At 71.2% G+C, this 13,356-nt stretch carries 13 protein-coding genes; 6 read left to right on the top strand and 7 right to left on the bottom strand.

Features of this window, described 5'->3' with window-relative positions; all coding sequences use genetic code 11:
- Window positions 1-17: 17 nt before the first annotated feature.
- On the top strand, window positions 18-488 hold the full coding sequence (locus SM447_RS08850; RefSeq protein WP_474572241.1) for an SRPBCC family protein: 471 nt from the start codon (window positions 18-20) through the stop codon (window positions 486-488).
- A 58-nt stretch (window positions 489-546) separates the two neighbouring features.
- Here SM447_RS08850 and SM447_RS08845 read toward each other — a convergent pair whose 3' ends face one another.
- Window positions 547-1,908 carry a hypothetical protein gene (locus SM447_RS08845; RefSeq protein WP_474572240.1) on the bottom strand — a complete coding sequence of 454 codons (1,362 nt, stop codon included), beginning with the start codon at window positions 1,906-1,908 and terminating at the stop codon, window positions 547-549.
- On the bottom strand, window positions 1,898-2,491 hold the full coding sequence (locus tag SM447_RS08840) for a SigE family RNA polymerase sigma factor (protein WP_474572239.1): 594 nt from the start codon (window positions 2,489-2,491) through the stop codon (window positions 1,898-1,900). The genes SM447_RS08845 and SM447_RS08840 overlap by 11 nt, the downstream gene beginning before the upstream one ends.
- A 146-nt stretch (window positions 2,492-2,637) precedes the next feature.
- Between SM447_RS08840 and SM447_RS08835 the strand changes: the two genes are divergently transcribed.
- The 5 genes from SM447_RS08835 to SM447_RS08815 all read left to right on the top strand — a co-directional run bounded on the left by SM447_RS08835 (window position 2,638) and on the right by SM447_RS08815 (window position 7,715).
- The gene (locus tag SM447_RS08835) at window positions 2,638-3,705 is read left to right on the top strand and encodes a DUF2855 family protein (RefSeq protein WP_474572238.1); all 1,068 of its coding nucleotides are present in this window, start codon (window positions 2,638-2,640) and stop codon (window positions 3,703-3,705) included.
- Between the two features lie 71 nt (window positions 3,706-3,776).
- Window positions 3,777-4,673 (top strand): bile acid:sodium symporter family protein, encoded by an 897-nt coding sequence (locus SM447_RS08830; protein WP_474572237.1) that lies wholly within the window; start codon window positions 3,777-3,779, stop codon window positions 4,671-4,673.
- A 177-nt stretch (window positions 4,674-4,850) separates the two neighbouring features.
- Window positions 4,851-6,227 (top strand): FAD-dependent oxidoreductase, encoded by a 1,377-nt coding sequence (locus tag SM447_RS08825; protein WP_474572236.1) that lies wholly within the window; start codon window positions 4,851-4,853, stop codon window positions 6,225-6,227.
- Between the two features lie 82 nt (window positions 6,228-6,309).
- Window positions 6,310-6,630 (top strand): DMT family transporter, encoded by a 321-nt coding sequence (locus SM447_RS08820; protein WP_474572235.1) that lies wholly within the window; start codon window positions 6,310-6,312, stop codon window positions 6,628-6,630.
- 170 nt (window positions 6,631-6,800) lie between these two features.
- Complete coding sequence (locus tag SM447_RS08815) at window positions 6,801-7,715, top strand: cation diffusion facilitator family transporter (RefSeq protein WP_474572234.1); 915 nt, start codon at window positions 6,801-6,803, stop codon at window positions 7,713-7,715.
- Between the two features lie 9 nt (window positions 7,716-7,724).
- Here SM447_RS08815 and SM447_RS08810 read toward each other — a convergent pair whose 3' ends face one another.
- From SM447_RS08810 to SM447_RS08790, 5 genes are all read right to left on the bottom strand, one after another.
- Window positions 7,725-8,102, bottom strand: coding sequence for a sensory rhodopsin transducer (locus SM447_RS08810; protein ID WP_474572233.1), 378 nt, complete (start codon window positions 8,100-8,102; stop codon window positions 7,725-7,727).
- Complete coding sequence (locus SM447_RS08805; protein WP_474572232.1) at window positions 8,102-9,292, bottom strand: D-arabinono-1,4-lactone oxidase; 1,191 nt, start codon at window positions 9,290-9,292, stop codon at window positions 8,102-8,104. The genes SM447_RS08810 and SM447_RS08805 overlap by 1 nt, the downstream gene beginning before the upstream one ends.
- A 68-nt stretch (window positions 9,293-9,360) precedes the next feature.
- On the bottom strand, window positions 9,361-10,707 hold the full coding sequence (locus SM447_RS08800) for an MFS transporter (RefSeq protein WP_474572231.1): 1,347 nt from the start codon (window positions 10,705-10,707) through the stop codon (window positions 9,361-9,363).
- A gap of 46 nt (window positions 10,708-10,753) precedes the next feature.
- Window positions 10,754-11,134, bottom strand: coding sequence for a YccF domain-containing protein (locus SM447_RS08795; protein ID WP_474572230.1), 381 nt, complete (start codon window positions 11,132-11,134; stop codon window positions 10,754-10,756).
- A 61-nt stretch (window positions 11,135-11,195) separates the two neighbouring features.
- A complete protein-coding gene (locus SM447_RS08790) occupies window positions 11,196-13,313 on the bottom strand; it encodes a cellulase family glycosylhydrolase (RefSeq protein WP_474572229.1) in 2,118 nt (705 codons plus the stop codon).
- Window positions 13,314-13,356: the final 43 nt, after the last annotated feature.

Raw genomic sequence — 13,356 nt, 5'->3', positions numbered from 1 at the left:
GCGTGCCACCATGGGGCGTGCCCGAGGACCGCAACCCCCCGATCGCGTTCGAGACCACCTGCACCGTCGCGGCCCCGCCGGAGTTGGTGTACGCGCACCTGGCCGATCCGCGCAGCTACATCGGACTGTCACCGCTGATCGTGGCGGTCGACGACGTGCGCCACGGTCACGACGCCGAGGGCCGCGCGGTCGCCGACTACCTCGCCGTCGAGCGGTTCCGGCTGGTCGGCCCGTTGCGGTGGGACAACCGCATCCGGGTACGCATGGTGTCGACGCCGCCGCGCGGCCCGCTTGTCAGCGAGGTGCGCAGCCCGGGCTGGGTGTCCCTGCGCGCGGTGGTCGAGCTGACTCCGGTACCGAAGGGCACCCGGGTCGACGAACGGGTCACCGCCCACGCACCGGCACCCCTCGGGCGCTTCGTGGCCGGTCAGGCTCGACAGGTCGCGGCGTACCGTGCGGCCGAGTTGACCCGCCGTATGGCGACGTAGCGCACCCGGCCTGACCGTCGGCGCGCCCCCGAACCCTGATGGGTTCGGGGGCGGCGCGTCACCAGGCCCAGACCGTCGGCTCAGCGAGCTGGGCGCTGTCGGCGGCGAGGTGCGGGGTGGCTGCGAAGAGCAACGGCTGGTCCGCACTGTCGAGGACCTTCACCTTGGCGACCTTGCGATGGTCGACCTTGAAAATCCCGATTCCGTCGGTGAGTGCTCCGTCCGTCAGCGTCGATCCCCGCGCGTCGACAAGTTCGGCGCGGGCCGCCGACTTCGGCCCGGCCACCAGCACACCGGTGGTCTCGCCCGGCAGCGGCACGGTGACGAGGTTGACGCTGCCGAGGCCCGTCCGGTGGTTGGGCGGAACCGCTGAGTCCGTTCGGGCAAGCGCGCGGGCGTCGGCCTTGAGCAGTGCGGCACAGCCACCATCGGCCGAGCAGGACCTGACCAGGACGGCTTCCGGCGCGTCGGGCACCCAGGCGGGCAACCGACCGGTCCAGAGCACCTGGGGCACCGAGCCGGCGAGTCCCTCGCCGTCGAGCATGTTGCGCAGGTCGCGGACGGCGGAGGCGCTGAGGTCGGGCCGCAGAGCCGAGGAGATCGGCACGTTCGTGTGGCGCACGACGCCCTGGACCGCCGGGCCGGCGTACCGCACGGTTCCGTCGCAGGTGAACCGCCACCGTCCGGCCGCCTCACCCACCTGCACCACAAAACCGTCGGTGTTCACCCGCTGCCAAGACCTGACGACGGATCCGTCCGGCTGGAGCTGACCGGCGTTGGAGACCTCTGCGCGGCAACCGGCCGGCACCAGGCCGACCGTGAGATCGGCGACGTGTTCGCCGTCAACAGGGGAGTACCGTCCGAAGAAGAGGTAGGGGGTCAACTCGTGCGGCTCGTCCGGCGTCCCGGTCTGGTCGATCAGCTCCGGCACGGACGCCCCCGCCGGGCCGCTGCCGTGGCGAATCAGTGCGTGCGTGTCGTCCAGGTAGGCCACCACCACCACGCGGGCGCCGGGCGCGTCGTGGGCGAGCAGCACCCGCACGTCCTCCAACGCCGGATCGACCAGGAGTTCGGCGCGGGCGGCCCGGTACTCCCGTTCGATGGTGGCGATAAGCGCCGCGTCACCGGCCAGACTGCCGCGGGTGGGCGAGTCGAGCAGCCGCCGCACCATCGGATCGTCGATCGGACTCGCCGGTTGGTACGTCGCAGCGGCCGGCGACGCATCGTCGGTCGTCAGCAGGTTCACCGCACCGAGCGGGGGTAGCGTCAGCGCCGCCAGCACCAGGGCGGCCCCGCCCGCCGCCGCCATCCGGTGCTGCCGGCGTCGTCGCACGCGACGGAGCAACCGCTGGTACGGGTCGGGTCGTGGCACCACCGGTTCGGCGAGCCGGGCCAGTGCCTGCCTGATCTCATCGGCCATCGCTCGGGTCTCTCCTTCTCGTGACGGCCGGCACCGCAGCCAGTGATCCTCTAACGTCGGGTTCCGGGGCCGTTCGTTCCGGCGTCATCGACCGGGGCGGGGATGCCGGCAGCACCGCACGTAGCCGGGCGAGTGCCCGCGAGGCCTGGCTCTTCACCGTGCCGACCGAGCAACCGAGCGCGGCGGCGATCTGAGCCTCGGTGAGGTCCTCCCAGTAGCGCAGCACCAGCACCGCGCGCATGCGGGGAGGCAGGGCGTGCAGGGCGGCGAGCACCTCGTCGCGGACCACGACATCGTGGGCCATGTCCCGGCCGGGCTCGCTCTGTGGTCGCCAGGAACCGGTGACACCGGCGAGGAACTCGCGGGAACCCAACCGCCGCCAGAGCCTGGTCCTCTCGTTGACCATGATCTGGCGGACGTACGCCATCGGTTCGTCCACCTGACGCCACCGGCGCATGGTGCGCATCAACGCGATCTGCACCAGGTCCTCGGCCGCGTGCCGCGAACCGGTCAGCAGGTACGCGGTCCGGACCAGGTCCGTGTACCGGATCTCGACGAACTCGCGGAAGCCGTCATCCGTCACCTGCACCCTCCAGCCCTGTCTGGGCATCGTTCATGACAGGAAGACCCCGGGTCGCCGGGAAAGGTTGTGCGGCGGCGACGAAGGAGTGGGATTTTGCACTGGCAGTGCATCTTGTGTCGACGGCTCCTGCTGCCTAGCGTCACAGCATGGCTGCATCGTGGACGTTCGTCGTGGCCCGGGACGACCTGAGCCGCACCACCCGCGTGGACAACGTGTTGCCGGAGCTGTCCGGTGGGGAGGCGCTGCTACGCGTGGACCGGGTCGGGTTGACCGCCAACAACGTCACCTACGCGGTGCTCGGCGACGCGATGCGCTACTGGGAGTTCTTCCCGCCCGAGCGTCACGGGCTGGACGGGCGGTGGGGGCTGCCGCCGCTGTGGGGCTTCGCCGAGGTGGTCGCCTCGACCGTCGCCGAGGTCGAGGTGGGGCGGCGGGTGTACGGCTACCTCCCGCCGGCGGGCCACCTGGTGGTGCGCCCCTCCCGGGTGGACGTCGCCGGGTTCCGCGACGCGAGCCCGCACCGCGCCGATCTCCCCTCGCCGTACAACGCCTACCGGTCGACCGACGGCGACCCGGTTCACCGGGCCGATCACGAGGACCTGCTGGTCCTGTTCCGGCCGCTGTTCTTCACCTCCTTCATGCTGGCCGACCAGGTTCTCGACAACGGCTGCTACGGCGCGGAGTCGCTGGTGATCTCGTCGGCGTCCAGCAAGACCGCGTACGCCGCCGCCGCCGAGCTGCGCGGGCACGGTCCGCGGCTGGTCGGGCTCACCTCGCCGGCCAACCTCGGGTTCACCCGTTCGCTCGGCTGTTACGACGACGTGCTGCCGTACGACGGGATCACCGCCCTCGACCTGGTGCCGACCGCCTATCTCGACCTCTCCGGCGGGCCCGCGACCCGGGCGGCCCTGCGCCGGCACCTCGGCGAGCGGCTGGTCCGCGACATCGCGGTCGGCCTGACCAACCAGATTCCGAACGCCGACGCCGCCGGGGAGGTGTTCTTCGCCCCGGTGCAGATGCGCAAGCGCCGCCTCGACTGGGGCCGCGACGGGCTGGACCGGCGGTTCGCCGAGGCGTGGCGGCGCTTCACCGAGGTGGCGCGGGACTGGGTCGACGTCCAGGTCGATACCGGCCCGGCCGCTCTGGAGCAGGCCTGGCTCGACGTCCTCGCGGGCCGTACACCACCGCGGGTGGGGCGGGTCGTCCAGTTCTGAGCGCGGGGAGCGGGTACCCCGGCCACACGGACGATTGTGAGTGCGTTACCGGGTGGTAACGATGTCGTGTCATGGACTCCGCCCTGACCCTGATCGGACTACCCGTCGCCCTCGGCATCATCATGCTCGGTCTGGGTCTCGGCCTGACCATCGATGACTTCCGCCGGGTGGCCAACCACCCGAAGGCCGCCGTCATCGCGCTGGTGTGCCAGGTGCTGCTGCTGCCGGCGCTCTGCTTCGGCCTCGTCCTCGCCTTCGACCTGCCGCCGGAACTGGGTGTCGGGATGATGCTGCTGGCCGCGTCGCCGGGCGGAACCACAGCCAACCTCTACAGCCACCTCTTCGGCGGCCACGTGGCCCTGAACATCACCCTGACCGCCATCAACTCCGTGCTGGCCGTGTTCACCCTGCCGATCGTGGTCAACCTGTCGGCGGCGTACTTCCTCGGCGACGCGAGGAGCATCGGGCTCCAGTTCGACAAGGTGCTCCAGGTGTTCGCCATCGTGCTGGTGCCGGTCGCCGTCGGCATGCTGATCCGGGCCCGGGCGCCCCGGTTCGCCGAGCGGCTGAATCGTCCGGTCCGGATCCTGTCCGTGGTGGTGCTGGTGGCGGTGATCGCCGGTGCCGTGCTCGGTGAGCGGGAGAACCTCGCCGACTACTTCGTCTCGGTGGGGCTGGCCGTGCTGGCGTTCAACCTGCTGAGTCTTGCCATCGGGTACGGGGTGCCCCGGTTGGCCGGTGTCGAACGCAGCGCCGCCAAGGCGGCCGGGTTCGAGATCGGCATCCACAACAGCACCCTGGCCATCACCATTGCGCTAAGCCCGGCGCTGCTCAACAGCGCCCAGATGGCGATTCCCGGTGCCGTCTACGGCATCGTCATGTTCTTCACCGCCGCGGCCTTCGGCTATCTGGTCAATCGGGTCGGTGCCCGGTCGGCCGTCGCCCGGGACGAGGCTGCCACGACCTGACAGCGAGGCGGCGTACGGCCCGCCGCGGCGGGAGCCGGTTGATCGGTAGGAACCTTCGTTCCCTTGCTGTGCAACGATCGTTGAGCGTCATGCCGACCGGCTCCGCCGGCCTGCCCGTGCACCGGTCACTGCGGGCGGACGGAACGGCGCCACACCTCGTACCCCTTGGAGAGCACGATGTCCCTCTCTCCGGCTCGGGTTCTCGCCGCGCTGAACGCGGTGCGACCGCCCGACCAGCCGTCTCCCGTGATGGACAAGGCGGTGGTCATCGGCGGCAGCATCGCCGGAATGCTGGCCGCCCGGGTGTTGTCCGACCACGCGGAGTGCGTCGTGGTCATCGACCGCGACGACCTGCACGCGACCGGTGGGCGACCGGGCGTGCCTCAGGGCACCCAACTGCACGCGCTGCTGCCCGGCGGCTTCCTCCAGCTTGAACAGATGTTCCCCGGGTTCCGGGAGCAGGCCCTGGCGCAGGGCGCGGTCGAGGCCCCGCCCGCGGCGCGGCGGAACTACCTGGACGGCCGGCTGAAGGTCGTCGTACCGGACGACGCCGACAGCCTGGCCGGTAGTCGGCCCCTGCTGGAGTCGTTGATCCGTCAGCAGGTGCTCCGGCTGCCCAACGTCAAGACCATCACCGCCCGGGCCACCGGGCTGGTGTTCGACGGTCCGGTGACCAGCGGCGTCCGGTGTGACGTCGGCGGTTCCCCCGGTGTCGAGAACGCCGACCTGGTGGTGGACGCCATGGGCCGGTCCAGCCGGCTGTCCGACTGGCTGGCGGCGTCCGGTTGGGAACGCCCGGCCCTGCGGCGGATGACGGTGAACCTCAACTACGCGACCGCCCTGTTCCGGCGGCACGAGGCGAACCCGGAGCACACGGTGGTGCTGGCGCTGCACAGCCCGGCACTGTCCGCGGACGTCGCCGGTGCCGCGTACTTCGCGATCGAGGACGGCCGGTGGATGGCCATGATGGCCGGTTACGGGGAGAACCGCCCGGGCCGTACCGCCGAGGACTTCGTCCGACGGCTGCGGGAGCAGTTCCCGCCCGAGTTCGCCGTGGTCGCCGACAGCGAGATCCTCGGTGACGTGCAGACCTACCGGCACGCCGACAGCCGGCGGCGGGACTTCCACGCGCTGACCCGGCTGCCGGGCGGGCTGGTCAGCGTCGGTGACGCGGTGGCCTCGTTCAACCCGGTGTACGGGCAGGGGATCACGGCGGCCGCGCTGCACGCGGCCTGCCTGTCGAGCTATCTGCGACCCGGCCCGGACCTGCGCCTACCGGCCCGCCGCTTCTTCGCCCTGCAGAAGGTCGTGGTGGACGCGGCCTGGTCGATCTCGACCTCGGCCGACCTCGCGTTGCCACACGTCGACGGCCCCTACCCGCGCGGCCACCGCCTCTCCAGCTGGGTGGGCCGGCAGATCATCGCGGCGACCATCACCGACGTGACCACGGCACGTCGGTTCAACGAGGTCGTCTCGATGCGGAAGCACCCGGGTTCGCTGTCCACACCAAAGGTGATCCTCGGCGCCCTGCGCGCCAACCGCCGGGCCCGCTGACCCGCCCTGCGGCGCCGACGGGCACGTCGCCCCGCGTACGCTGCCGATGTCCGCGCGGGGGCGAGAGGGAAAGAGGATCCGGGTGGCCTACGTCTTCCTCCTGCTCGCCATCGCCGCGGAGGTCACCGGCACCAGCCTGCTCAAGGCGACGCAGGGCTTCACCCGGCTCTGGCCGACGCTGGGGCTGGCGGTGGCCTACCTGAGCGCGTTCGCCCTGCTCGCCCAGGCGGTCAAGGGGATACCGGTCGGTGTCGCGTACGCCATGTGGTCGGGCCTCGGCACCGCCGCCATCGTCGCCGTCGGCGCGGCCTACCTGGGTGAGCCGCTGACCCTCACCAAGGTCTGCGGTGTCGGCCTGGTCATCGCCGGCGTCGTCCTGCTCAACCTCAACACCTCACACTGACCCAACCCCGAGACCCCCGCGATCTTGCACTTCTTGTCCCCGCAGAAGGGGTGAAAGGCGCATCTCGGCGACCGAAAGTGCAAGATCGCGGGGGTGGGGCCGGCGGAAATGTTGCACTTATGGCAATGTGCGCATATGTTGTGAGGGAGGTGGGGAGAGGGGAGTGTGGGGTGGGTGGGGGGCACGATCATGGGCGGCAGGCCGCGCGCGCGGGGGAGAGGCATCGCGGGCGGCTGTGGGCAGCGTTCGTCCTGCTGGCGGTCTTCATGCTGGTGGAGGCCGTCGGCGCCTGGGTGACCGGCTCCCTGGCCCTGCTGTCGGACGCCGGGCACATGTTCACCGACGTGCTGGGCATCGGCATGGCGCTCGCCGCGATCACCGCCGCGAGCCGGGCCTCCCGGGACGGGCAGCGCACCTTCGGGCTGTACCGGATGGAGGTGCTGGCGGCACTGGCCAACGCGGTGCTGCTCTCCGGAGTGGCCCTCTACGTGCTGGTGGAGGCGCTGCGGCGGCTCCACGAACCGCCGGAGGTGCTGGTCGGCCCGATGCTGGCGGTGGCCGTGGCCGGGCTGGTCGCCAACGTGGTGGCCTTTCTGCTGCTGCGTTCCGGGGCGGCCGAGAGCCTCAACGTGCGCGGCGCGTACCTGGAGGTCCTCGGCGACCTGTTCGCCTCCGTCGGGGTGCTCGTCGCGGCGGGGGTGATCGCGCTGACCGACTGGTGGTACGCGGATCCGATCGTCGCGGTCGCGGTGGGCCTGTTCATCCTGCCCCGCACCTACCGCCTCGCCCGCGCCGCCCTGCGGGTCCTGGTGCAGGTCGCGCCGCCGCACGTGGACGTGGCCGAGGTGCGCGACGGGCTGCTCGGGTTGAGCGGGGTCGCCGACGTGCACGACCTGCACGTGTGGACGCTGACCTCGGGCATGGAGGTGGCCTCGGCCCACCTCACCCTGGACACCGGTGCCGACCTGGCCCGGGTGCTGGCCGCCGCCCGCGAGCTGCTGCACGACCGCTTCGGTGTGGAGCACGCCACCCTGCAGGTCGAGCCCCGGGACGCCGAAGGCGTCTGCGGCGGCGCCCAGTGGTGAGTCCGGCCGCTACCCGACGGGATGGGCGATCACGTCGGTCAGGGCGAGCGCGCCGGGCAGCCGGGTGTCCTGCCGCTGGAACTGCACCACCACCGGCACCGACGAGGTCAGCACGACACCGTACGGTCGGGCCAGGCGGATCGCCGCCGGATCGACGAGATCGTTGAGGCGTACGTGGCGGATCCGCCGCTCCGGCACCCGGAAGGGGTACGGGCCGACCGGTTCCTGGTCGGTGTAGTAGACGGTCAGCTCCACCTCTGCCGCGCGGTCGCCGGTGTTCAGGACGCAGACCTGGTCGAAGCTGGTGAACTCCGGTTCCTCGCCGTGGCTGGGAAAGGGGATGCGCCCGCCGGGAACCACCCAGGTCGTCGCGCCGATCGGGTCCATCACGCCTCCTCCAGCAGCTGGGTGAGATCCGGGGTGAGCAGGACGCCGTCCGGGTCGAGCCGGCGGCGGACCGCGGCGAAGGTGTTCCAGTCCGGGTACAGCTCGCGCAGCTCCTTCGCGGTCAGCGAGTGCTTCTTGCCCCAGTGCGGGCGACCACCGAAGTCCCGGAAGATCGCCTCCATGTCGGCGAAGTACTCCTCGTGCGGCAGCCCGACGTTGTGCAGGCAGGCGATGGTGGTCGTGGCCCGGCCGTTGGCGTTGCTGAGGTGGATGTCGTCGGCGGCGATGGTGCGTACCAGCAGCCGCCAGGCGACTGCCACCCGGTGCCGGTCCAGGATGCGTCGGCGTACCTCGGCGAAGCACTCGTCGAACGCCTCGCTGGGCAGCATGTACTCGATCTCCTCGAACCGCAGGTCGCGGTCCTGCGGCAGCTTGTGGTGCAGCGGCCCGGTCTCGAGCTCCCGGATCGGGCCGGTCCAGCTCGGCTCGGGCGGGTCGTCGCGCTCGTCGAGCGCCCGTACCTGGGTGAGGTCGCTGCGCGGGTACCAGTAGAAGTCGAGGTTGCGGTGCCGCTGCTGCAACTCCTCGCGGTGCTCCAACGTCCAGTCCAGCGGCGCGCACCAGGTACGCCGGACCACCTCGAAGTGCGGTTGCACGTCCAGCGTGAGGCGGGTGACGACGCCCAGCGCCCCGAGCGAGAGCCGGGCCGCCGGCAGCAGGTCGGCGTTGTGGTCCGCCGAGATATCCAGCACCTCACCGGTGCCGGTGACCAGGCGTACCCCCGCCACCTGCGTGGACAGGTTGCCGAACCGGGGACCGGTGCCGTGGGTGCCGGTGGCGGTGGCGCCGGCGATCGTCTGGTAGTCGACGTCGCCCAGGTTCTCCATCGCCAACCCGGCGTCGAACAGACCCTCGCCGAGATCCTCCAGCCTGGTGCCGGCACCGACCGTGGCACGCCCCCGGTCGGCGTCGTGTGACAGCACCCCGGCCAGCCGGTCGACGCTGACCAGGAACCCGTCGGTACGCACCAGCGGGCTCGACGAGTGACCGGAACCGACCGGCCGCAGCGTGGTGCCCGCTTCGCGGGCCCGGCGTACGAGTTCCACCACCTCGGACTCGTCGGCCGGTTCCAGGATTCCCCTCGGGGTGAACCGGATGCTGCCGGACCAGTTGCGCCACTCCCGGGTCACCCGGTCACCCCTCCCAGCTCGGTGACCCCCGGTGCTACCCGGACCGCTGGCCGGATAAACAAGATCGTTCACCTGTCGGTCGGGGTGGTGGGGCCGTCCAGGGCGTCGAGCAGCCGGCGCCGGCGCAACCAGACCACCACGACACTCAACGCCAGGCCGGTGAGCGCCACCGCCCAGCGCACGCCGATCAGGTCGGCCAGCCAGCTCTGCACCAGCGCACCGAGCGGATAGGCGCCGGCGAACGCCATCCAGTACAGCGAGGCCACCCGGCCCCGCAGGGCGTCGGGTGACAACACCTGCACGGTCACGTTGGCCGTGGAGAGCACCGCCAGATAGCTGGTGCCCAGCACGATCACCGCGGCCAGACCGAGCCCGAGCGTCGGGGCCGCGGCCAGCGCGAACGTCGCGAGACCGTGCACGGCCAGCGCCACACCGGCCACTCGGGACCGTCGTCGGCCGCCGCCGTACACGCTGAGCAGCACCGCGCCGAGGACGGCCCCGATGCCCAGGCCGGAGGCGAGCAGACCGGCGCCGCCGGTTCCCGCGTCGTAGACGTCGGTGGCGAAGACGGCGGCGAGCTGCACGATCGGGGTGCCGACGAAGGAGACGCAACCGGCCAGCAGGACCGCCACCAGCAGCCCGGGGACGCGGCGGGTGTACCGCACACCGCCACGCAGCCGGGCGAGCATCGGTTCCGCCGGCGCGGGTTCGGCGGGCGTACGCGGTCGGATCGTGGCGAGCGCGACCAGCATCACCACGTTGGTCCCGGCCGCCACCAGGAACGCCGCGGTGCTTCCGGACCGGACCAGCACCGCCGTGGCCAGCACCGGGCCCAGCGCCCGGGCGACGTTGGCCTGCATCGCGTTGAGCGCAACCGCGTTGAGCAACTGCCGGGGTGGCACGAGCTGGGGAATGAGGCTCTGCCAGGCCGGGGTCTGCACCCCGTTGGCCGCCCCGGCGACGGCGACCAGGGCCAGCAACGCCAGCGGTGCCGTCGCACCGTTCCGGCTGAGCAGCGCCAGCAGCAGGGCGACGAGCAGTGCGACCAGTTGGGTCGCGGCCAGCACGGCCCGTCGCGGGTAGCGGTCGGCCAGTAGCCCACCGACCGGCGAGCCGAGCATCGCCGGCACGAACTGCGCGAAAGCGCCGAGACCTGCCCAGACGGCCTGACCGGTCGCCTGGTAGAGCAGCAACGGCACGGTCAGGTTGAGCATCCAGGTGGCGGTGCTGGCGCAGATGGCGCCGGCCAGGAACGCCCGGAACGGCGGGCAGCCGAGCGCCGCCACCGCCCCGGTCCAGCGGACCCGGCGGGGCGGCGTCGGCACACCGCCGCCCGGCGGGACCAGCACCGCCCGCTCTCGGCGTGACGGTGCGGTCCCAGCCGGACGTCGACCCTGCTGCCCCTCCCTGCGCACGTCGTTCCGGTACCCGGTCCACGACGCTCAAACGCCGCGCGGCGCGTCAGGGCGCGGGTACGACCTCCTGACCGAGCGGCCAGATCGCGGCCGGGACGAGCTTGAAGTTGGCCACCCCGAACGGGATCCCGATGATGGTCAGGCAGAGGCTGACGCCGGCGACGATGTGGGACAGGGCCAGCCACCAACCGGCCAGCAGCACCCAGAGGACGTTGGCGATCCCCGAGGCGACGCCCACCCCCGGCTTCGGCACCAGCGTCCGGCCGAAGGGCCACAGTGAGTACGACGCCAGGCGCAGCGACGCGACGCCGAACGGGATGGTGACGACGAGCACGAAGCAGATCAGCGCGGCGATGCCGTACCCGATCGCCAGCACCAGCCCGCCGCCGAAGATGAGCCAGAGCACGTTCAGCACGAATCGGATCATGAACCCATGATGACCGCCGCGCGCCACCGGCCGCCGGTGGGCGGCCGGTGGCGCGGCTGGGTCAGCCGGTCACTCCGGTGACGTTGCTGCCGGACCTGGTGACGCGGTAGGTGACCCGCGCACCGCTCCAGAAGTGGAAGGTGAGGGTGACCGGAGCACCGTCGCGTACCTCGCCGAAGAAGGTCGAGGTCAGGTTGATCCGGTTACCGGCGTAGTCGGGGGCGAAGGCCACGTCGAATTCCTTGAACGACGTCCAGTCGTGTGGTCCGGCGTTGCTGCCGTCGGCGTACCTCGCCTCCATGGTGGCGAGCTGGTCGCCGCGGAACTGGGTCGGGATGGCGAAGGAGGCGGTCGACCCGGTGGCGTTGGACAGCACCGGCGGGTCGTAGGTGATCACGTCGATCCGCCAGGGCACGCCGGCCGAGAAGCGGGCCTGGAGGCTGGCGTTCACTCCGTACGCCCGGTTGCCGACCAGCCGGGTCAGCGCGCTCGCGGTGATGGTGAGCTGGTTGCCGGAGACCGTGTAGTCGGTGCCCTGCACCAGGTTGGTGCTGCCCTGGCGCAGCCCGGAGAAGGTGGTGCCGTTGAGGTTGAGGGTCAGCGACTTCGCGGTGATCGAGCCGGTACGCGGCACGTACACCTGGTCGGAGGAGGCGGTGCCGGAGCGGGTCGTCCAGCTCGACCTGATCTGGGCGAACAGCTCCGGGTCCTGCCACCGGAAGGCGACCCGGTCGAAGTGCTGGCCGTTGTCCCAGAGCTGGGTGGTGATCCGCTTGGTCCGGGCGTAGTGGCCGAGGAACTCGAAGAACTTCAGCTTCTCGCCCTGCTGGATGGTGCCGGTGTGCCGGTCGAAGCCGAGCAGCCCGTACTCGCCGATGACGACCGGGATGCCGCGGGCGACGAAGGCGTTGTGGACCCGGTCGAAGGAGTCGGTCAGATCCTGCTGGGTGGTGGCGTCGAAACGGGTGCCACCGGCGACGTTCACGCTGAACGGCCAGTAGCCGTAGAAGTGCACGGTGGCGATGAGGTTGCGGTCGTTCAGCTGGGTGAACGTCTGCACCAGCTCGTTGACGCGGGCCTGCTCGGAGGAGGTGTGCAGGGTCGGCAGGACCAGCATCCGGGTGGCGTTGTTACCGCCGGAGGCACGCACGATCCGGTGGAAGTTGACGTTCAGTTCGTGCAGCAGCTGCGCGTTCTGGGCGTCACCGGAGCTGTTGGCGAACTGCGGCTCGTTGACGCTCTCGAAGTGCAGTCTCGGCGAGTGGTCCCGGAACGCGGCGGCGATCTGGGTCCAGAGCGCGTTGTAGCGGTTGAGGACCGTGGTGCGGTTCGTCGGCATCTCGTGGATCCACTGCCACGAGTCGTGGTGGAGGTTGATCATCACGTAGAAGCCGTCGTCCAGGGCCCAGCCGACGACCTCCTTGATGCGGTTCAGCCAGGCCGCGTCGATGGTGTAGGACGGCGCGGGTCCGTGCCGGTTGCTCCAGGTGATCGGAATCCGGATGCTGTTGAAGCCCTGTGCCCGGATGGCGTCCAGCTGCGCCTGGGTGACGCGTGGGTTGCCCCAGGCGGTCTCGTCGGCACCGACGGCGTCGAAGGTGTTGCCGAGGTTCCACCCGGGCTGCATGGCGGCCACGTACGCCATCGGGTCACCGGCCGGCGGCGGGCTCGTCGGTGGCGGGCTGCTCGGCGGCGGTGTGCTCGGCGGTGGGGTGGTGGTCGGCGGTGGGGTGGTGCCACCGACGCTGCCGGTGCAGGTGACACCGTTGAGGGCGAACGTGGTCGGGGCCGTGTTGCTGCCGGACCACGAGCCGTTGAAGCCGAACGACACGGTCTGGTTGGTGCCCAACGCCGCGTTGTAGCTCACGTTGGTGGCGGTGACGTCGTTGCCGGACGAGGTGATTGTGGCGTTCCAGGCCTGGGTGACCCGCTGCCCGGAGGGGAACGTCCAGGTCAGCCGCCAGCCGTTGAGCGGGTCGCCGAGGTTGGTCACGTCGACGTTGGCGGTGAACCCGCCGGACCACTGGCTGGGGGCGGAGTAGACCACCCGGCATCCGGCCGCCGCGTGGGCGGTGCCGGCGTTGATCAGGCCGACGCCGGCCAGCAGCGCGGCGACGCCGCTGGCCACCAGGCCGAATCGCCAACGTGTCCTGCGTAGTGTGCCCTTCAGCCCAGCCATGACGCTCCTCGTGTGGTGATGGTGTCGACGAAGGTGGCTGGCC

The organism is Micromonospora aridisoli, from assembly GCF_056150025.1.
This window is presented reverse-complemented; position numbering and strand designations above follow the sequence as displayed.

Bases quoted from the DNA above. Each gene is read 5' to 3' on its own strand.
- SM447_RS08795 (WP_474572230.1), bottom strand. From the start codon at position 11,134: ATGATCCGATTCGTGCTGAACGTGCTCTGGCTCATCTTCGGCGGCGGG.
- SM447_RS08835 (WP_474572238.1), top strand. From the start codon at position 2,638: ATGGCTGCATCGTGGACGTTCGTCGTGGCCCGGGACGACCTGAGCCGC.
- SM447_RS08790 (WP_474572229.1), bottom strand. From the start codon at position 13,313: ATGGCTGGGCTGAAGGGCACACTACGCAGGACACGTTGGCGATTCGGC.
- SM447_RS08825 (WP_474572236.1), top strand. From the start codon at position 4,851: ATGTCCCTCTCTCCGGCTCGGGTTCTCGCCGCGCTGAACGCGGTGCGA.
- SM447_RS08830 (WP_474572237.1), top strand. From the start codon at position 3,777: ATGGACTCCGCCCTGACCCTGATCGGACTACCCGTCGCCCTCGGCATC.
- SM447_RS08810 (WP_474572233.1), bottom strand. From the start codon at position 8,102: ATGGACCCGATCGGCGCGACGACCTGGGTGGTTCCCGGCGGGCGCATC.
- SM447_RS08845 (WP_474572240.1), bottom strand. From the start codon at position 1,908: ATGGCCGATGAGATCAGGCAGGCACTGGCCCGGCTCGCCGAACCGGTG.